The sequence below is a fragment of the Bradyrhizobium sp. AZCC 1610 genome (assembly GCF_036924515.1).
GTDB lineage: Bacteria > Pseudomonadota > Alphaproteobacteria > Rhizobiales > Xanthobacteraceae > Bradyrhizobium.
Genome location: NZ_JAZHRR010000001.1, coordinates 7,263,587 through 7,281,934 on the forward strand (window position 1 = coordinate 7,263,587; position 18,348 = coordinate 7,281,934).

Annotated in this window: 19 protein-coding genes; 7 read left to right on the forward strand and 12 right to left on the reverse strand. The window is 63.9% G+C overall.

The features are described 5' to 3' along the window. Positions 1–19: 19 nt before the first annotated feature. From V1279_RS35570 to coaA, 6 genes are all read left to right on the forward strand, one after another. On the forward strand, positions 20–553 hold the full coding sequence (locus tag V1279_RS35570; protein ID WP_334445467.1) for a DUF2628 domain-containing protein: 534 nt from the start codon (positions 20–22) through the stop codon (positions 551–553). Continuing rightward, positions 550–1,200 (forward strand): imidazole glycerol phosphate synthase subunit HisH, encoded by a 651-nt coding sequence (gene hisH, locus V1279_RS35575; protein ID WP_334445469.1) that lies wholly within the window; start codon positions 550–552, stop codon positions 1,198–1,200. The genes V1279_RS35570 and hisH overlap by 4 nt, the downstream gene beginning before the upstream one ends. Further along, positions 1,188–1,937, forward strand: coding sequence for a 1-(5-phosphoribosyl)-5-[(5-phosphoribosylamino)methylideneamino]imidazole-4-carboxamide isomerase (hisA, locus tag V1279_RS35580; protein WP_334445471.1), 750 nt, complete (start codon positions 1,188–1,190; stop codon positions 1,935–1,937). The genes hisH and hisA overlap by 13 nt, the downstream gene beginning before the upstream one ends. Positions 1,938–1,947: 10 nt before the next feature. Then, positions 1,948–2,721, forward strand: coding sequence for an imidazole glycerol phosphate synthase subunit HisF (hisF, locus tag V1279_RS35585; RefSeq protein ID WP_334445472.1), 774 nt, complete (start codon positions 1,948–1,950; stop codon positions 2,719–2,721). 83 nt (positions 2,722–2,804) lie between these two features. Continuing rightward, positions 2,805–3,128 (forward strand): phosphoribosyl-ATP diphosphatase, encoded by a 324-nt coding sequence (locus V1279_RS35590; protein WP_214488182.1) that lies wholly within the window; start codon positions 2,805–2,807, stop codon positions 3,126–3,128. 15 nt (positions 3,129–3,143) lie between these two features. Continuing rightward, positions 3,144–4,100, forward strand: a complete 957-nt coding sequence (coaA, locus tag V1279_RS35595) for a type I pantothenate kinase (protein WP_334445474.1) — start codon at positions 3,144–3,146, stop codon at positions 4,098–4,100. A gap of 66 nt (positions 4,101–4,166) precedes the next feature. Here coaA and V1279_RS35600 read toward each other — a convergent pair whose 3' ends face one another. The 11 genes from V1279_RS35600 to V1279_RS35645 form a co-directional block, all read right to left on the reverse strand. Then, positions 4,167–6,401, reverse strand: a complete 2,235-nt coding sequence (locus tag V1279_RS35600; protein ID WP_334445475.1) for a PAS domain-containing hybrid sensor histidine kinase/response regulator — start codon at positions 6,399–6,401, stop codon at positions 4,167–4,169. Positions 6,402–6,542: 141 nt separating this feature from the next. Then, positions 6,543–7,010: a hypothetical protein gene (locus V1279_RS35605; RefSeq protein WP_334445477.1), complete on the reverse strand. Its 468-nt coding sequence runs from the start codon at positions 7,008–7,010 to the stop codon at positions 6,543–6,545. A gap of 907 nt (positions 7,011–7,917) precedes the next feature. Further along, positions 7,918–8,610, reverse strand: coding sequence for a cytochrome c3 family protein (locus V1279_RS35610; RefSeq protein ID WP_334445479.1), 693 nt, complete (start codon positions 8,608–8,610; stop codon positions 7,918–7,920). A 9-nt stretch (positions 8,611–8,619) separates the two neighbouring features. Further along, positions 8,620–9,117 carry a nitrate reductase cytochrome c-type subunit gene (locus V1279_RS35615; RefSeq protein WP_334445480.1) on the reverse strand — a complete coding sequence of 166 codons (498 nt, stop codon included), beginning with the start codon at positions 9,115–9,117 and terminating at the stop codon, positions 8,620–8,622. Beyond that, positions 9,090–11,585: a periplasmic nitrate reductase subunit alpha gene (gene napA / locus V1279_RS35620; protein ID WP_334445482.1), complete on the reverse strand. Its 2,496-nt coding sequence runs from the start codon at positions 11,583–11,585 to the stop codon at positions 9,090–9,092. Before napA ends, V1279_RS35615 begins: the two co-directional genes overlap by 28 nt. Positions 11,586–11,588: 3 nt before the next feature. Then, positions 11,589–11,852, reverse strand: a complete 264-nt coding sequence (locus tag V1279_RS35625; RefSeq protein WP_334445484.1) for a chaperone NapD — start codon at positions 11,850–11,852, stop codon at positions 11,589–11,591. Next, a complete protein-coding gene (locus V1279_RS38060) occupies positions 11,849–12,130 on the reverse strand; it encodes a 4Fe-4S binding protein (RefSeq protein WP_442894858.1) in 282 nt (93 codons plus the stop codon). Before V1279_RS38060 ends, V1279_RS35625 begins: the two co-directional genes overlap by 4 nt. A 7-nt stretch (positions 12,131–12,137) precedes the next feature. Continuing rightward, positions 12,138–12,335 carry a periplasmic nitrate reductase, NapE protein gene (gene napE / locus V1279_RS35630; protein WP_334446724.1) on the reverse strand — a complete coding sequence of 66 codons (198 nt, stop codon included), beginning with the start codon at positions 12,333–12,335 and terminating at the stop codon, positions 12,138–12,140. Positions 12,336–12,578: 243 nt separating this feature from the next. Beyond that, positions 12,579–14,117: a YifB family Mg chelatase-like AAA ATPase gene (locus tag V1279_RS35635; RefSeq protein WP_334445486.1), complete on the reverse strand. Its 1,539-nt coding sequence runs from the start codon at positions 14,115–14,117 to the stop codon at positions 12,579–12,581. Positions 14,118–14,194: 77 nt separating this feature from the next. Beyond that, positions 14,195–14,506 carry a hypothetical protein gene (locus V1279_RS35640; protein WP_334445487.1) on the reverse strand — a complete coding sequence of 104 codons (312 nt, stop codon included), beginning with the start codon at positions 14,504–14,506 and terminating at the stop codon, positions 14,195–14,197. A gap of 128 nt (positions 14,507–14,634) precedes the next feature. After that, complete coding sequence (locus V1279_RS35645; protein ID WP_334445489.1) at positions 14,635–15,618, reverse strand: MBL fold metallo-hydrolase; 984 nt, start codon at positions 15,616–15,618, stop codon at positions 14,635–14,637. 272 nt (positions 15,619–15,890) lie between these two features. On the opposite strand from V1279_RS35645, the gene V1279_RS35650 reads away from it, so the two are divergent. Next, positions 15,891–17,366 (forward strand): AMP nucleosidase, encoded by a 1,476-nt coding sequence (locus V1279_RS35650; RefSeq protein ID WP_334446726.1) that lies wholly within the window; start codon positions 15,891–15,893, stop codon positions 17,364–17,366. A 60-nt stretch (positions 17,367–17,426) separates the two neighbouring features. On the opposite strand, the gene V1279_RS35655 is transcribed toward V1279_RS35650, so the two are convergent. After that, positions 17,427–18,278, reverse strand: a complete 852-nt coding sequence (locus tag V1279_RS35655) for a hypothetical protein (RefSeq protein ID WP_334445491.1) — start codon at positions 18,276–18,278, stop codon at positions 17,427–17,429. Between the last annotated feature and the right edge of the window lie 70 nt (positions 18,279–18,348).

An 18,348-nucleotide genomic window follows, 5' to 3' on the forward strand; every position in this document is an offset into this window, starting at 1 on the left:
CTCGCGGCGGAGAGGTTCGATGCCGGTCTACACAGTGCATGCTCCCGTAGCCAACGGCGCCGATCTCACGGCGACCGACAAGTTCGTCTTTGTCCGTGACGGCTTCCATTTCTGGGCTGCGGTCGCGAGTGTGATCTGGCTGTTGTGGCATCGGCTGTGGCTGGCGCTGATCGGCTGGATCGTTCTGATGATAGCTGTCCAGTTCGGGATGTCGGCGCTGGGCGCCAGCCGCGGCGCGATCTTCGCTGTTGACGTCCTGATTGCGATCCTGATGGGCCTCGAAGCGGCCAGCCTGCGGCGCTGGACGCTGTCGCGGCGCAAATGGCGCCAGCTCGATATCGTGGTCGCCGACGACGAGGAAACTGCCGAACGCCGCTTCTTCGAGCGCTGGACTGCCCGGCAGCGCGGCCTGACCAACGACCAATGGGCGGTCGATCGCGGCGCACCGCCGCCGACACGCCACATTCCGGGCCAGCCGTTCTCCAAACCGCCGCCGCCATTGCCGCAAGGCGGGATCATCGGCCTGTTTCCGGAGCCGGGAGGGCCGCGATGAGCGTTGCGATTGTCGACTACGGCTCCGGTAACCTTCACTCGGCGGCGAAGGCGTTTGAGCGCGCCGCGCGGAGCATGGAAGATCCGCAAAAGGTCATGGTGACGCGCGATCCCGAGGCGGTGTTTCGCGCCGATCGCATTGTGCTGCCCGGGGTCGGCGCCTTCGCCGATTGCCGCCGGGGGCTCGACGCGGTGGACGGCATGCTGGAAGCGATGACCGAAGCGGTGCGCGTCAAGGCGCGGCCGTTCTTCGGCATCTGCGTCGGCATGCAGTTGATGGCGACGCGCGGCAAGGAGCATGTCGTAACCGAGGGCTTCAACTGGATCGAGGGCGACGTCGAGAAGATCGCGCCGCGCGAGGAAAATTTGAAGATCCCGCACATGGGCTGGAATACGCTCGACATGATCCGCGAGCATCCGGTGCTGGAGCGGTTACCGCTCGGGCCGAAGGGCCGCCACGCCTATTTCGTGCACTCCTATCATCTCAATGCCTCCAATGAGGCCGATGTGCTGGCATGCGCGGATTACGGCGGGCCGGTGACGGCGATCGTGGGCAAGGACACCGCGATCGGTACGCAGTTTCACCCCGAGAAGAGCCAGCGTTTTGGATTGGCCCTGATCTCGAACTTTTTGAAGTGGAAGCCGTGATTCTCTTTCCCGCGGTTGACTTGAAGAATGGCCAGTGCGTGCGCCTCGAACAGGGCGACATGGCGCGCGCGACCGTGTTCAATCTCGATCCCGCGGCGCAGGCGCAATCCTTCGCCGAGCAGGGATTCGAATATCTGCACGTCGTCGATCTCGACGGCGCCTTTGCCGGCAAGCCGATGAATGCGCTGGCGGTCGAGGCGATGCTGAAAGCGGTCACCATGCCGGTGCAGCTCGGCGGCGGCATTCGCGATCTCAAGACGGTGGAAGCCTGGCTCGACAAGGGCATTGCGCGCGTCATCATCGGCACGGCTGCGGTGCGCGATCCGGAGCTCGTGAAGAGCGCCGCGAAAAAGTTCCCTGGCCGCGTCGCCGTCGGCCTCGACGCGCGCGACGGCAAGGTCGCCGTCGAAGGCTGGGCCGAGACCTCGCAGGTGACCGCGCTCGAAATCGCAGAGCGCTTCGAGGATGCCGGCGTCGCCGCCATTATCTTCACCGACATCGCGCGCGACGGCCTGCTGAAGGGTCTCAACCTCGATGCGACGATCGCGCTGGCCGATCGCATCTCGATTCCCGTGATCGCCTCCGGCGGTTTCGCCTCGATCGATGACGTCAAGGCGTTGCTGGAGCCGCGTGCCCAAAAACTCGCCGGCGCCATTGCCGGCCGCGCGCTCTATGACGGCCGGCTCGATCCCGCCGCCGCGCTGACGCTGATCCGCAACGCGCGCGCCGCGGCGTAGGAGTATTGTCATGTTCAAGGTTCGCGTGATCCCCTGCCTCGACGTCAAGGACGGAAGGGTGGTCAAGGGCGTCAATTTCGTCGATTTGCGCGATGCCGGCGATCCTGTCGAAGCGGCGATTGCGTATGACGCGGCCGGCGCAGACGAATTGTGCTTCCTCGACATTACCGCGACCCATGAAAACCGCGGCACCATGCTGGACGTCGTCCGCCGCACGGCGGAGGCCTGTTTTATGCCGCTGACGGTCGGCGGCGGGGTCCGCACCATCGATGATATCAAGACCCTGCTGCGGTACGGCGCCGACAAAGTCTCGATTAACTCGGCTGCCGTCTCTAACCGCGAATTCGTCAAGCAGGCCGCCGAAAAATTCGGCGAGCAGTGCATCGTGGTCGCGATCGACGCCAAGCGGGTCAAGCGCGGCGGCTCGGACCGCTGGGAGATCTTCACCCATGGCGGGCGCAACTCCACCGGGATCGACGCCATCGAATACGCGCAGGAAGTGGTATCGCTCGGCGCCGGTGAGATCCTGCTGACGTCAATGGACCGCGACGGCACCCGGCAGGGGTTCGACCTGCCGCTGACGCAGGCCATCGCCGACAGTGTCCCCGTACCGGTCATCGCCTCCGGCGGCGTCGGCAATCTCGACCACCTGGTCGACGGCATCCGCCAGGGCCACGCCACCGCGGTGCTGGCGGCCTCGATATTCCACTTCGGCGAATTTACCATACGCCAAGCCAAGGAGCACATGGTGCGGGCCGGGCTGCCGATGCGGCTCGATCCCTGACGACTCCCTTTCACAAAAGTGCTAAGTCCTGACTTGGGACGGCGACCCGGCCTTGGGCCGGGCGCGAGTGTTGAGTTCGGTTGATGTCGCGTTTCACGATCCATGATCTGGCCGCCACCATCGATGCACGGGCCGCATCGGGAGGAGAGGCGTCCTACACCCGCAAATTGCTCGACAAGGGCGCGGAGCACTGCGCCAAGAAGCTGGGCGAGGAGGCGGTCGAGACCGTGATCGCGGCCGTCGAGAACGATCGGGACCACTTGATCGCCGAAAGCGCCGACCTGCTGTTTCACCTGCTGGTGCTGTTGAAGGCGCGCGGCGTGAAGCTCGACGAGGTCGAGGCCGCGCTGGCGCAACGGACGTCGATGTCCGGGCTTGAGGAAAAGGCGTCGCGCAAGCGCGACTGACCGAGAGGGCAGTTCATGGACATCCGCACCCCCGACCAGCAATACAATCCCTACCGCATCTTCACGCGCGAGCAGTGGGCGCGGTTGCGCGACGATACGCCGATGACGCTGGAGCCGGGCGAATTCGAGCGGCTGCGTTCGATGCACGACCGCCTCGACATGCAGGAGGTCGAGGACATCTACCTGCCGCTGTCGCGGCTGCTGTCGATCTATGTCGACGCCATGCATCGGCTCTACCAGGCGCAGCGCCAGTTCCTCGGTATCCGCGACCGCAAGGTGCCCTATATCATCGGCGTCGCCGGCTCGGTCGCGGTCGGCAAATCGACCACTGCGCGCGTGCTGCAGGCATTGCTGGCGCGCTGGTCGCCGCGGCCCAAGGTCGACCTGGTGACGACAGACGGTTTTCTGTTTCCCAACGCGGTGCTCGAGCGGCAGGGCCTGATGCAGAAAAAAGGCTTTCCCGAGAGCTACGATCTGCCGATGCTGCTGTCGTTTCTCTCCGACATCAAGGCCGGCCGCCGGCCCGTGCGTGCGCCGGTTTATTCGCATCTGGTCTACGATATCGTGCCGAACGAGTGGATCGAGGTCGACCGCCCGGACATTCTGATCGTCGAAGGCGTCAACGTGCTGCAAACCGGCCGCCTGCCGCGCGACGGCAAGGCGGTGCCCGTGGTGTCCGACTTCTTCGACTTCTCCGTCTATATCGATGCCGACGAGCCGGTGCTGCGCGAATGGTATGTGCGGCGCTTCCTTGCGCTCAGGGATACCGCGTTCCACGATCCAAAATCGTACTTCCATCGCTACGCGGTGCTTTCGGACGAGGAGGCCACCGCTACTGCGATCGCGATCTGGGAGCGCACCAACCTCGCCAATCTTGAGGACAACATCCTGCCGACCCGTCCGCGCGCGACGCTGATCCTGAAAAAGCGCGCCGATCACCTGGTCGAGACGGTGGCGCTGCGGCGGCTGTAATCTTTCAACGCGCTCTTGAATGGCGGGCATGCTTGCGCTTTGCCCACCCACAAATCCTCCAATACCTCACGCCGCGATGTGTCGCGACGCGACGAGGCCGGCGAGCGCTTCGGCGAGTTTCTCGCGATCGAGCGGCTTGATCAAAAATCCGTCCATGCCGGCCTCGAAGCAGGCGTAACGGTCTTCCACCAGCGTGTTGGCGGTGAGCGCGAGGATCGGCGTCCGGCCTCCCGGCTCTCCGGCCTCGAGGGCGCGAATCCGCTTGGTGGTTTCGATGCCGTTGAGCTGCGGCATCTGGATGTCCATCAGCACGAGATCATAGGGGGTGCCAGCGGATTTCGCCGACAGCCAGGACTCCAGCGCCTCGGCGCCGTTGGTGGTGATGACGGCGTGATGGCCGAGCCGGCCGAGCAGGGAGCGGATCAACAACGCATTGATCTGATTGTCCTCGGCAACCAGGATCGACAGGCCCTTGGCCGACGGCGCGGCTGATGTCTCGAGAGTGTCGAGGGCCGGCTCGAGGCTCGGCGCGGCCACTTCCGGCGCGGTCGTCAGGCGGGCCGCGAGCGAAGCCGTGCGCAGCGGCTTGACCAGATAGCCGGTGAAGGCGGAGGTGGCGGAGGGCTGCAATTCGTGCCGCGTCGCCGGCGTGAACATCACGATGCGCTGCGTGGCATGCAGGCGCGCGGTTTCGCCGAGCCGTTCGATGTCGGCCAGCCCCAGCGCGTGATCGATCAGCACGGCATGCCAGGACCGTTCCGGCAGCAGGGCCTCGGCGACGTCGGCGTCCGATACCATGCAGGTCTGCCCGCCCCAGCGCTGCAGCCGCCGCGCGGTCAGCGAGGCTTCGATGCTCTGTGGCGAGACCAGCATGATCGACTGGCCGGAGAGATCCGGCGTGGCGAAGGAGATTTGTTCGCCGTCGGCGGCGGCGAGCGGGATCGACACTTCGAATGTCGAGCCGGCGCCCGGCTGGCTTTCCAGCGTGATGCGGCCGCCCATGCGCTTGACGATGCGGTCGGAGATGCTCAGGCCGAGCCCGGTGCCGCCATAGCTGCGGGCGATCTTGTCGTCGGCCTGTTCGAACTCGCGGAAGATCCGCTCACGCGCCTCAGGCGCGATGCCGATGCCGGTGTCGCGGACCAGAAAACTGACTTCATTGGGCCAGATGCCGGGCTCGACGATCAGGGCGACGCCGCCGGCCGAGGTGAACTTGATAGCGTTGCCGGCCAGATTGAGCAGCACCTGCCGCAACCGCGCCGCGTCGCCGATCACGTGCATCGGCAGCCGCTCGTCGACATAGGCGGCGATCTCGATTTTCTTGGCCTCCGCGCGCGGCGCCAGCAATTCGGTGATGTCCTCGATCATGCCTGACAGCGCGAACGGGCGATGTTCGAGATCGATCTTGCCGGCCTCGATCTTGGAATAGTCCAGCAGCTCCTCGATCAGCGAGAGCAGCGCGTCGCCGGAAGTCTTCACCGCCTTGACATAAGTCGCCTGTTCCGGCGACAGCGGGGTATCCATCAACAGCCCGCTCATGCCGATGATGCCGTTGAGCGGCGTGCGGATTTCATGGCTCGCCATCGCGAGGAAGCGCGACTTGGCGCGGCTTGCCGCATCGGCCTGGTCGCGGGCCTCGGCCAGCGCGCGCTCGCTTTCGGTGCGATCGGTGACATCGCGGCCGACGCTCTGCATTTCCGCCGGGCCCCCGGCGTCGTTGCGGACCAGGCCCTCGCGCCACGCGATCCAGCGCGGACCGAGCGGACCCGCGACCTGCTGGTCGTGAACGCGGGTACCGTTCGGTTCGAGCGCGGTGTCGCCTTGTTCGAGAACTTCAAGCGCAAAGTGAGTGCCGATCAGCGCGTCGCACGGCATTTGCGCGAGTTCGCAATAGGCATCGTTGGCATAGGTGATGCGGCCCTCGGCGTCACGCAGCACGATCAGATCGCCCTGCGATTCGAACAAGCGGCGGGCGCGCTGCTCGGCTTCCTGCAGTTCCCAGTTCCGGTCGGCCAGCGCTTCATTATGCAGCGCGACCTTGCGCATTTTCTTGCGCATCAGGCGGAGCCGGACGCTGAAAGTGGCGAGCGCGACGCAGGCGATCGCAAACAGGAAGGCGACGCCGATCGCAAAGGTGTGCGGGTCATAGCCGGAATTTTCCGCCTTGGCTCCGGCAATGAATCCATAGGCGCCGCCGAACACGGCCGAGAAGATCATGAAGGAGCGAAGCGCGAAGGTCAGCCAGGGATGCCGGCGGCCGAAACGGCGAAAGCGAAGTTTGATCCGGAAGGTCCGTCCCATCGCCAATGACCCTGAGATTGCTGTTGAACCAGGCCGGCGTGTCGCCGTCTGTCTTGGACAGACGATGCGTCGCCGATATTGCAAAGTGCTTGAGGCTCTCGGCGCGTTAGGGCTCGCGATGAGAACATGGTGAATGAAGTGTTAAAGCGACGCCGCTTCGACGCGGTGGCGCTCGCCGCGGGCGCCGACGATCAACGCGGCGGCATCCAGCAGCGAAAAGCTGTTCGAGGACACGAAGATCCGGTAGTCGGCCGGTCCATCCCGGGAAAGATAGATCACGGGATCGGAACCTGCGGGATTGCGGGAGATCGCGACCAGCCGCGGTGGCGCGTTGCTCTCGCAAACGCCGGCCTCCGTCGTATCGATGTCGTCGATCACGGTGAAGTCGGCCGCTTCCGCGTTGTCGGAAATCTGGACCCGCACCGTCGCGCGGGAGGGATCGTTGGTGAAGCTGACGTGCCGGTGCGCCTGCCAGGAGAGAGCAGCGATCTGGACAGAGGTGCCTGCTATCTCGATGCAGGCCCGAGGCCCGGCCAAAAACTCGCCGCGCGCGAACAGGGCGGCAATCGCCAGCGGAACAGCCGAGGCCAGGGTCTTCAAACGCAACATGACACGCTACTCGCTCACCATAAGCCCGTGATGTGGGGCTTATGGTTGGTAGAGGGTAAAGGAAACTAGTTACCGCTGTGTTGACGCCGGTTGTTTTTGTGCGGCTCGGCATCCTCGTCGCGAGTGCGTCAATGTGAGCCGAGGCTGTAGCCGCACGGAAGGCCGTTATGCCCCGCGCAGGCAGGATATCCGGCGAGTTGCGGCCTATCCGCGTCATTGCGAGCGCAGCGAAGCAATCCATTCTTCCTTTTTGCGGTGAGATGGATTGCTTCGCTTCGCTCGCAATGACGGCATCAAACATCGGACATAAAATCACGATCTCGCGGCGCATTGCGCCCGAGCTTTGCTGGATAACTTCCCGCCCTCTTTGTCAGAGGGCGCAGGGAAGACCGGGTGCTTGCTGCACCCGCGGTCTCGCGTGCGATTTGCGCAAACAAAAATGCACACGAGCATACAGGGCAGCGGGAGCATTCCGGCCTTCCCTGCGCAATGGCTTTACGGCTTACTTCGAGCTCTCCCCGGTGAACGGCTCTTTTGCCACCGTCGCCCCCGAGAAGCTTCGCTTCTCTTGGACTTAGCGCCAGCACCGCGGCGTCAGGACCACACGACTTCGCCGTACGCTCGAGCCACACACGTCAGTCGCAGCTCTCGCGTCCATCGCATCTCACCGCACGTTCGTGACGATGGCCAACGCCCCTCATCTGCCGTGAGACAAGCGGAGTTATGCCGATGATTTGCTTTGGAAGTTAAGCGGAATATTTTTGCGAGAAGGGCTGGACAGGTTTTTGCTGATTTGCCCGTCGTGCCAATTGGTCGCAGTCGCTTCATGAAATTGCGCTTGCGCGCGAAGCAAATCAGCAGTGGCAGGGTGGGCAAAGGCGCGCAGCCGACAATGCCTGTACGTGCGTTACCGCTCCGATCCGGTGGCCGCGAGATATCGCACCAGTTCGTCGCGCGGATTGTCGCGAAAGCTCTGGCGGTCCCTCAATTCGGGCGGCGCGCGCCAGCCCGGCTCGATGCCGGTCATGTCGGGTAGTTCGTGCGCGATGCCTTTGTGGCAGTCGATGCAGGTCTTTTCGCCGGGGACGAGAAACTTGCCGTGGATTTCCGCGGCCCGTCGGGTTTGTTTGGTGAAATCCATGGCGACGGCGGAATGGCAGTTGCGGCACTCCAGGGAATCATTGGCCTTCAGCCGCGCCCATTCATGCTTGGCGAGCTCAAGCCGATGATCCTGAAACTTCTGCCTGGTATCGATCGTGCCGAAGATCTTGCCCCAGACTTCCTTCGAGGCCTGCATCTTGCGGGCGATCTTGTCGGTCCAGTTGTGCGGAACATGGCAGTCCGGACAACTGGCGCGGACCCCCGAACGGTTCGTGAAGTGCGGAGTGTGCTGCAGCTCCTCGAACACGTTGTTGCGCATTTCGTGGCACGAGGTGCAAAACTTTTCGGTGTTGGTGACTTCGAGCGCGGTGTTGAAGGCGCCCCAGAACAGTACGCCGCAGACGAAGCCGCCCAACGCGAGGAAACCGAGGCTCAGATGCGCGCTGGGGCGGCTGGCGATGTGCCAGAACCAAATCATGAGTGACTTGAGCCGCTGCATCGCAGGTTCTCACTTCTTCTCGGGACCGACGAGAAGCATATCCTTGAACGTGCTTGGAACGAGCGGCCGTGCATCTGTTTGCTGGACGTGGCACGCGGTGCAAAAGTATCGCCGAGGCGTTACATCGGCGAGAACCTGTCCGTCGCGGTCCATGAAGTGGGTGACGCTGATCATCGGCGCACCCGAGCCTTCAGTATACTGTCGGCGGTGACAGTCGAGGCAACGATTGGTCTTGAGCGTGAGCTGATAGTTCTCGATGGAGTGCGGGATGATCGGCGGCTGCTCCGGATAATTGCGCATCAGCCGCTTGTCATCGACGATCGGCCGCGCCAAGGGCGGTGTCCGCACATCTCCCATCGGCGCTGCGGCTCCGGTAACCCGCGGCACGATCTGGGGCGCGTTCTGCGCGTAGATTGCACCGCAGACGAACACCAGCATGCCGCCGAGCAGCGCGCCCGCCAGCGACAGGCGAAATCTCTTCAGACCGGGATGATCTTGACCGCGCATTTCTTGAAGTCCGCCTGCTTGGAAATGGGATCGGTTGCGTCGAGCGTCGCCTTGTTGATGAGTTGGCTGGCGTCGAACCAGGGAACGAAGACGACGCCGCGCGGCATCCGGTTGCGTCCCCTGGTATCCACCCGGGTTCGGATTTCGCCGCGCCGCGAAATTACCCGGACCTCGGCGCCCTGATTGATGCCTCTGGAGCGCGCGTCCTGCGCGTGCATGAATACCCGTGCGCCGGGAAACGCCTTGTAGAGCTCCGGCACCCGCATGGTCATGGACCCCGAGTGCCAATGTTCGAGCACGCGGCCCGTGACCAGCCAGATATCGTATTCCTTGTCGGGAGATTCCGCGGGCGGCTCGTAGGGCACCGCAATGATCCTGGCGCGTCCGTCTGGCTGGCCGTAGAAGTCAACGCCCTTGCCCGGCTTGACGTAGGGATCGAGGCCTTCCCGATAGCGCCACTTCGTTTCCTTGCCGTTGACGACGGGCCATCGCAATCCCCGTACTTCGTGATAGGTATCGAAGGGCGCGAGGTCGTGGCCATGGCCGCGGCCGAATTCGGCGTATTCCTCGAACAGACCCTTCTGCACGTAGAATCCGAAAGCCTTGGCCTCGCTGTTTTCGTACTCGGCGGGGATTTCGGTGGTTGCGAACTTGTCGACCATACCGTTCCGGAACAACGCGTCGAACAGCGTCTTGCCGCGATAATTGGGGTTGTCAGCCAGGACCTGCGCCGGCCACACCTCGTCGGTGGTGAAGTATTTCGAAAACTCCATCATCTGCCAGAGGTCGGAGCGCGCCTCCCCCGGCGCGTTGACGAGTTGCCGCCACACATGGGTGCGGCGCTCCGCGTTGCCGTACATGCCTTCCTTTTCGACCCACATGGCGGCCGGAAGAACGAGATCGGCGGCCATCGCGGTGACGGTCGGGTAGGCGTCCGAAACCACGATGAAGTTGTCCGGATTCCGGTAACCGGGATAGGTCTCGCGCGAACTGTTCGGGGCGGCCTGCAGGTTGTTGTTCACCTGGATCCAGTAAAAGTTCAGCTTGCCGTCGCGCAGCATCCGGTCCTGTTCGACCGCGTGGTAACCCGGCTTGTCCGGAATGATGCCGTGCGGGACGCGCCAGATTTCCTCGGTGCGCTTGCGGTGCTCCGGATTGGTGACAGTCATGTCAGCAGGCAAGCGATGCGCGAACGTGCCGACTTCGCGGGCTGTGCCGCAGGCGGATGGCTGCCCCGTCAGCGAGAACGGCGAATTGCCGGGCTCGGAGATCTTTCCCGTCAGCAGATGCAGATTGTAGACGAGCTGATTGGCCCATACGCCGCGAACATGCTGGTTGAATCCCATAGTCCAGAGCGACATCACCTTGCGCTTCGGATCGGCATAGAGCTCGGCGAGCTCCTGCAGGAAGCCGCGTTCGACTCCCGTAAGCTCCGATACCTTGTCGAGCGTGTAATCCTTCACGAAGGCTGCGTAGGCGTCAAAGTCGATCGGCTGGGTGGCGCCGGGGTCCGCCGCGCCCTTGGCTTTGATTTCGAGCGGATGATCCGCGCGCAACCCGTATCCGATATCGACCGTGCCCTTCACGAAGACCGTGTGGTTCTTGACGAAATCCTGGTTGACCCGTCCCGTCGAGATGATGTGGTTGGCGATGTAGTTCAGGATCGCCAGATCCGTCCCCGGCTTGAACACGATCGGGATATCGGCGAGGTCAGAGCTCCGGTGGGTGAACGTGGAAAGAACCGCCACCTTCACATGCGGATGGCTCAATCGCCGGTCGGTGAGCCGCGTCCAGAGAATCGGGTGCATCTCGGCCATGTTCGAGCCCCACAACACGAACGCATCCGCCGCTTCGAAGTCGTCATAGCAACCCATCGGCTCGTCCATGCCAAACGTGCGCATGAAGGCGTAGGCCGCCGACGCCATGCAGTGGCGGGCGTTCGGATCCAGATTGTTCGAGCGAAAGCCGGCCCGCATCAACTTGGTGGCGGCATATCCTTCATAGGCCGTCCATTGCCCCGAGCCGAGCATGCCGAGCGCGGTCGGACCCTTCTCCTTCAGCGCCGACTTGGCGCGGGCGGCCATCACATCGAAGGCCTCATCCCAAGTCACCGGCGTCAGTTCGCCGTCCTTCGCGAAGACGCCACCCTTCTTGCGCAGGAGCGGCGTCGTCAGGCGGTCGCCGCCATACATGATCTTGGAGAGGAAATACCCCTTGATGCAATTCAGCCCGCGATTGACTTCGGCGAGCGTATCGCCGTGGGTTGCGACCACCTTGCCTGCCTTGACGCCGACCATGACCCCGCACCCGGTGCCGCAGAAGCGACAGGGAGCCTTCGACCATCTGATCTCCAGCGATCCGATGCCGCCTGCCACCGGCTGCGCCACCGCGGGAACGGTCATGCCGGCGGCCGCAGCGGCGACGGCAGCGGCCTGCGCCTTCAATAGTTCTCGTCGCGAGAGTGACATGTTCTAGCCTCCGATATCGGCGAGCCGCTCGACCTGCTCGAACACCATGTTGGCCGACAGGACGCCCTGCCAGGATGCGATCTCGGCGAGGCGGCTTCCGAGGATTCCGCTCTCGGCCGCTTCCATGACGATGACGATCTTCGAGGCGTCGACATGATGGATTTCGACGTCGGGCAGCGTAGCGAGCGCGCGCAAAACTTCGTCCCGGCGCTGCGGCAGCACCGATACCACTGCGCTCGAAATATGGATGGTCGCTTCCTCCGTCATGAAGCGTTTTCCCGATGCGCGGCGCCCAGCGTGATGGCGGTCCTCGGGCATACACCGACACATTCGCTGCAGCCCGTACAGGCGGCCTCATTGACGATCGCCTGGGGCGGCAGTCCAATTCTGGGACAGAAACGAATGGCGGCTTCGGGACATGCATCGCCGCAGGAGCGGCATACGATGCCGGCCTCAGCGAGGCAGTCGCCGCCGATCACCGCGACCGGTTTGGAGAGGAACTGACCGCGGAAGAAGGCCCGGCGCGAAGGTCCCTGGGTTGCCATGGCGACCTCATGCCCCCGGAGGGCCGGGTGGCCCGAGAATCAATTGAGACATCCAGACCAGAAAACCGTATCCGCCGACCACGCCAACGGCGACCACCGGCCAGATGAAGGCGGCGATGACGGCGAACACGATCAATTCCGCGCGCCGACCGATGCGATGCGCACCATCCGGCCGCGCATCATTTTTGTCTAGGGTGTCGGACATGAAACGATCACCGCCGTCGAAATCGAACAATTCTTGAGCCTGCCACACGTTCCCCGCGAGGCCGAATGTTTTAGCGCCTGCAGATCGTCGTCGGACGGAACGCAATGATGCAATCACGCGCGTACGAGCGGCAAAGTGCCGGGGCTCAAGCGTCCCTCATCGATCCAGATCAAACGAAGGCGGCAAACGCTCAAGTTTGTAGATCTCTGCGGTCGCTGGGCGAAGCAGCGATTGTGCGATGCACTAGGCCGCCCGCCGCAAGTCCTCGGCCAGCGCACGGTACGACAGCGCCTCCGCCAGATGCAGCCGGCCGATCTTTTCCGCGCCGTCGAGGTCGGCGAGCGTGCGCGCGACGCGGAGCACGCGGTGATAGCCGCGCGCGGTCAGCTTCATGGTCTCGGCGGCATCGCGCAGCAGCTTTTGCCCTTGCGCATCGGGCTGCGCGATCGTTTCCAACAACGAAGCCGGCGCTTCGGCGTTGGTGCGGACATGCGGCATGCCGGCGGCGGCATAGCGCGCGAGCTGGAGGTCGCGGGCGGCCGCAACGCGGGCTGCGACTTCCGCGGAACCTTCGGAAGGCGGCGGCAGGATCAGGTCGGCGGCGGTCACCGCCGGCACCTCGATGCGCAGATCGATGCGATCCATCAATGGGCCGGAGATGCGCATCTGATAGTCCGCCGTGCAGCGGTCGAGCTGCGCGCGCTTGCAGGAATAGCCGGGCTCATAGGCACGGCCGCAGCGGCACGGGTTCATCGCCGCGACCAGCATGAAACGGGCGGGATAGGTGACGCGATGGTTGGCGCGGGATACCGAGACCTCGCCGTTCTCCAGCGGCTGACGCAGCGAATCCAGAACGCGCGGATCGAACTCCGGCAGTTCGTCGAGGAACAGCACGCCCTGATGCGAAAGCGAAATCTCGCCGGGTTTGGCGCGCATGCCGCCGCCGGTCAGCGCCGCCATGCTGGCGGAATGATGGGGGCTGCGGAACGGCCGCCGCGCCGTCAAGGCGCCGTCGCGGATTTCGCCGGCGACGGAGGCGATCATCGAGACTTCCAGCAACTCCGACGGCGACAGCGGCGGCAGGATCGAAGGCAGCCGCGCCGCCAGCATCGATTTGCCCGCGCCGGGCGAGCCGATCATCAGGAGATGATGCCCGCCGGCCGCGGCGATCTCCAGCGCACGCTTGGCGCTTTCCTGACCCTTGATGTCGCGCAGGTCGAGATGCGTCGCTTCCGGCTCGTGCACTTTCGGCTGCGGGCGCGACAGCACCTGCGTGCCTTTAAAATGGTTGGCGATCTGGATCAGCGATTTTGCCGCGATGATCTGGATATCGGGGCTTGCCCAGGCGGCTTCCGTTCCGCACGCCGCGGGACAGATCAGGCCTTCCTCGCGCGCATTCGCGCCGATCGCGGCCGGCAAGACGCCCGCCACGGGGGCGATCGAGCCGTCGAGCCCGAGCTCGCCGAGCACGGTAAAGCCGTTGAGCGCGTCCGGCGGGATCGCGCCGATCGCAGCCATCAGCCCGAGCGCGATCGGCAGATCGTAATGGCTGCCTTCCTTCGGCAGATCGGCCGGCGCGAGGTTGACGGTGATCCGCCGCGCCGGCAGCGCCAGCCCAGAGGCGATCAGCGCCGAACGCACCCGCTCGCGCGCCTCGGACACCGCCTTGTCGGGGAGACCGACGATCGCAAACGCCGGCAAGCCAGCTGCGACCTGCACCTGCACGTCGACCGCGCGGGCCTCGATCCCCTCAAAGGCTACGGTAGAAACCCGCGCAACCATGCCGCCCCTCGTTTCGCAATCGAAGGTAGCGGGGAACCTGAGGACGTGTCAAGAACATTAAGGGAACATAACGCCGCTCAATTCAGCTTCCCCGCCGCAATCGCCGCCGCGCTGCCTTGCGGTTGCTCTAGCATCTTCAGGGCCGCATCGAGGCCGTTGCGCAGATTGATGGCGGCGTTGGCGCTGCAGCGGATGCGGCCGGAAGAGATGAATTTCACCTCGGTCGATCCGTCCGGCTTCGGCACGAGGATGCGGGTCGCCAGCTCGACCTCGACCGTACCGTTCATGGTGCCGTAGGCGCCGACGATGTCGAAATAGACCAGCGGGGCCGCGGCCCCGGTGTCCTCGTAAATCAGATCGGACGGCTTGGCGGGCGGTTGGTCGGCCAATGGCTTTCTCCGAGATCGTTAGGTCGGGATTCGCGGATCGAGACTTAAGCTAGTCGGCATCCGATCCCTAATGCGAGATGGGAGATTCGGGGCCGGTCGTGTCCACCGGCCCCGAATCTTGATTCCCCTCAGAGCTGCATGTTCATCGGCTCCGGATAGTACCTGAAGCCGTCGCCGTTCTTGGCGACGTGGCCGTAGCCCGGCCAGGCGAAGTGATAGGACATGACCGGGATCTTTTGCGCAGCGAGCATGTCCAGCATCTTCACGCGTGAGCTAGCTGCCTGCTTCGGGTCGCTGTCGTAGGCGAACTCCATCCGCGGTTTTTCCAGCAGCAGCACGGCGTGGTGCGAGAGGTCGCCGAGGAAGCAGAAGGATTTTCCCTTCGAGCTCACCATGAAGATGGTGTGGCCCACGGTATGGCCGGGGGCTGAGAGTGCGGTGACGCCGGGCAAAAATTCCTGGTTGTCCTTGATGAACACGATGCGGTCGCGCACCGGCATCAGGTTCTTGCGGGCGTGGGTGATGAAATCCTTGAGCGGGCTGCCGAGCTTGCCTTCATCGGTCCAGAAATCGAAATCGCTCTGGGCGATGTAGACCTGCGCGTTGGGGAATAGCGGCTTGTCGTCGGCGCCGACGAGGCCGCCGATGTGATCGATATGCGCGTGCGAGCACACCACTGCGTCGATGTCGGACGCCTTGATGCCGGCTTCCGCCATGCTCTTCTGCTGGCGGCCGGTGGTCGGGCCGAACGCCTTTAACGTTCCCATGCCGGTGTCGAACAGGATCAGCTTGTCGCCAGTGTTCACGATCGGCGAGTTCTGCTCCAGCACGACATTGTCGGGGTTGAGGAAGTTGTCCGACAGCATCTTCTTCACTTCCTCCTTCGGCACGCCGGTGAAGGTACCGGAGGGATCGCCGAGCGGCAGCGGACCGTCGGAGACCACGGTCACTTCGGCGTCGCCGAGAACGAAGCGGTGCCAGTAGGGCGTCTGCGTGCCGAGCTTCGGCGCCTTGGCCAGCGCGCTGCCGCCGAGCATCGTTGAGGCGCCAAGACCCACACCGAGTCCTGCGCCGAGCGCAAGCAAAGACCGTCGCGAAAGGTTCGTCGTCATGCGTCTTCCTCCCACCAATTTTCATGAATTGCATTACGTGCCCGGACGGATTCATCCGTGGCTACAGGCTGCTCCCGCTTCCCGAAATTGGCAAGTGGGAGGAGACGACAGAGCAGAGATGTGAAAACGCGATGACGACGCGGCGCTATTTTGCGCCGCGCTTCCTTTTGCGCGAAGCAACCAATCGTATCCTGAAATCATGCCGGTCGGTGGGCCATTCCTTCCGTCGCCCGGCTGGATTATATGTATCGGCAACCCACGAGGTCAGGCCGATGCCAGACACCATTCTGTCGCCAAAGCGGATCGCCACCGAAGCCTTCACCGACGCGGCCGCGGCGGTCGCCCGTCTCGCCGAAATCTACGAACGCAATGTCAGCTTCCTGCGCGCCGCTTTTGAAGCGTATGTTCGCGGCGAAGCGCTCGCCGCCCGCGTGCGTGCCGTCTATCCATTTGTCAGGATCACCACAGGAACTCACGCCCGCCTCGACTCGCGCCTCTCTTATGGCTTTGTCTCGGGTCCTGGCACGTACGAGACGACGGTGACGCGGCCGGATCTTTTTCGCGGGTACTTCACCGAGCAGATCGGGCTTCTCGTGCAGAACCATGGTGTGCCGGTCGAGATCGGCGAGTCAGACGAAGCGATCCCGATTCACTTTGCCTATCGACGCGACATCAACATCGCAGCGAGTGTACCAACTCGCGACCGGCCGCTGCGTGATCTGTTCGACACGCCAGATCTCGCTAGCATCGACGACGCGATCGTCAACGGCACGCTGCCTGCCGGCCCGCGACAGCCGCTCGCCATGTTCCGTGCTGCGCGCGTGGATTATTCACTGCACCGGCTCTACCACTATACCGGAACGGATCCCGAGCACTTCCAGAACTTCGTGATCTTTACCAATTACCAATTCTACGTCGACGCCTTCGCGCGCATCTGCCGCGAGCGCATGGCGGCCGGCGATCCGGTGGCGGATGCCTTCGTCGAGCCGGGTAACGTCATCACGGCCAGAGCGGGCTTCGGCGTCCCAGGTCCCGCGCAGGCGCCGCCGGAGCGCCTGCCGCAGATGCCGGCTTTTCATCTGGTCCAACAGGCCACCCGCGGCATCACCATGATCAACATTGGCACCGGCCCGTCGAACGCGCGCAACATCACCGACCACGTCGCAGTGCTTCGTCCCCATGCCTGGTTGATGCTCGGCCATTGTGCCGGGCTGCGCAACACGCAGAAGCTCGGCGATTACGTCCTCGCTCACGGATACGTCCGCGAGGATCACGTGCTGGATGAGGAATTGCCGCTGTGGGTGCCGGTTCCGGCGCTGGCCGAGATGCAAGTCGCGCTCGAGCAGGCCGTCGGCGAAGTGACGGGGTTGAGCGGGTTTGAGCTCAAACGGGTGATGAGGACCGGCACGGTAGCCAGCGTCGACAACCGGAACTGGGAGCTCGGTGACCACGTGGCGACCATCCGCCGCCTGTCGCAGTCACGTGCCGTTGCCCTCGACATGGAGTCGGCTGCTGTGGCCGCCAACGGGTTCCGCTTCCGCGTACCCTACGGCACCCTGCTTTGCGTATCGGACAAGCCGCTGCATGGCGAGATCAAATTGGCCGGCATGGCCGGAGACTTCTACCGCCACCGCGTCGGCCAGCATCTTGAGATCGGCCTTCGAGCGCTGGAAAAACTCAAGTCCCAGGAACGGGAACGGCTGCATTCACGCAAGCTGAGGAGCTTTGCCGAGGTTGCGTTCCAGTAAGCGACGGGACCCGGATTTCTGCCGGCGTCATTCATGAACGGTGGCTCGCCTGCGCGACGGCTACCAATCGTCGTACATCCACTCCCTTGGGTATCGAGGCCGCGCACGCGCCTGCGGCGTCCGCTCGGGCTTGCGCAAGGTCGGAGCCTGCTGCGTCGGAGGCGGCGGCGCCTTGGCCTGGCTCTGCTCGGAAACCTTCGCGAGCACGCGTTTTATCTCTTCCTGGCTCGCCTTGAACTCCGCAATGGCTTTTGAATTGTCGCTGGCCATTTGTAGCTGGTTCGCCTTGAGCTGTTCGATGTTTCGCTCCAGATTCGCGAGGTCGCGCGCCATCGTTTGCAGCAACTGTGTGTGATCGGGAAGCGCTGCGGGTGCTGTCGGCGCGGTGTCTTGCGCTGCGGTCTGAGCCAGGGTTGTTGGTTGCGGTGGTGTCGCCTGCGCCGGTGCTGACTCCGCCGCGGCCACTTGAAAGGTAGATGGCGCGGGTTGCGCGGGAGACGGCGGATTCTCCGGCGACAACGACGGAGTTGAAACGGGCTGCGGCGCCCAACGGGCGACAATCAGCGTGGGCCCGTCGCCATAGGATAACAGCAAGACCAGAAGGGCAGCGACAGTGATGCACGCCGCCAGAGACAAGCCGACGAGGGTCAGGAGCGCCGGCCTTCGTCCTGTTGGTGGTTGTGGGCCAGGTTCGCGCGAGCCAGATCCTTGCGGACCAGGTCCTTGCGGGCCAGATCCGGCCGAAGGTGGACGCGCGTCGTCGCGTTCCATTCTTGCAAGCTGCTCGGTCAGACGCGTGAGCTGTTCATCCGCGCGCTTGATCTGTTCGTGGGCGTGCGCGAGCCCTTCATCGGCGCGCGCGACGGGGGCATCGTGGGGTTTAATTTCTTTCGGATCAGGTGTGGAGTTCATTGGCGTTTCCCTTTTCCGTCCAATGTCATCCGAAGGTGGCCGGTCGATCATCCGTCAGGTTGACCGGCCG

Coding starts and splice junctions, on each gene's coding strand:
- V1279_RS35570 (WP_334445467.1), top strand. CDS start 20: ATGCCGGTCTACACAGTGCATGCTCCCGTAGCCAACGGCGCCGATCTC.
- hisH (WP_334445469.1), top strand. CDS start 550: ATGAGCGTTGCGATTGTCGACTACGGCTCCGGTAACCTTCACTCGGCG.
- hisF (WP_334445472.1), top strand. CDS start 1,948: ATGTTCAAGGTTCGCGTGATCCCCTGCCTCGACGTCAAGGACGGAAGG.
- V1279_RS35590 (WP_214488182.1), top strand. CDS start 2,805: ATGTCGCGTTTCACGATCCATGATCTGGCCGCCACCATCGATGCACGG.
- coaA (WP_334445474.1), top strand. CDS start 3,144: ATGGACATCCGCACCCCCGACCAGCAATACAATCCCTACCGCATCTTC.
- V1279_RS35600 (WP_334445475.1), bottom strand. CDS start 6,401: ATGGGACGGACCTTCCGGATCAAACTTCGCTTTCGCCGTTTCGGCCGC.
- V1279_RS35605 (WP_334445477.1), bottom strand. CDS start 7,010: ATGTTGCGTTTGAAGACCCTGGCCTCGGCTGTTCCGCTGGCGATTGCC.
- V1279_RS35610 (WP_334445479.1), bottom strand. CDS start 8,610: ATGCAGCGGCTCAAGTCACTCATGATTTGGTTCTGGCACATCGCCAGC.
- V1279_RS35615 (WP_334445480.1), bottom strand. CDS start 9,117: ATGCGCGGTCAAGATCATCCCGGTCTGAAGAGATTTCGCCTGTCGCTG.
- napA (WP_334445482.1), bottom strand. CDS start 11,585: ATGTCACTCTCGCGACGAGAACTATTGAAGGCGCAGGCCGCTGCCGTC.
- V1279_RS35625 (WP_334445484.1), bottom strand. CDS start 11,852: ATGACGGAGGAAGCGACCATCCATATTTCGAGCGCAGTGGTATCGGTG.
- V1279_RS38060 (WP_442894858.1), bottom strand. CDS start 12,130: ATGGCAACCCAGGGACCTTCGCGCCGGGCCTTCTTCCGCGGTCAGTTC.
- napE (WP_334446724.1), bottom strand. CDS start 12,335: ATGTCCGACACCCTAGACAAAAATGATGCGCGGCCGGATGGTGCGCAT.
- V1279_RS35635 (WP_334445486.1), bottom strand. CDS start 14,117: ATGGTTGCGCGGGTTTCTACCGTAGCCTTTGAGGGGATCGAGGCCCGC.
- V1279_RS35645 (WP_334445489.1), bottom strand. CDS start 15,618: ATGACGACGAACCTTTCGCGACGGTCTTTGCTTGCGCTCGGCGCAGGA.
- V1279_RS35650 (WP_334446726.1), top strand. CDS start 15,891: ATGCCAGACACCATTCTGTCGCCAAAGCGGATCGCCACCGAAGCCTTC.
- V1279_RS35655 (WP_334445491.1), bottom strand. CDS start 18,278: ATGAACTCCACACCTGATCCGAAAGAAATTAAACCCCACGATGCCCCC.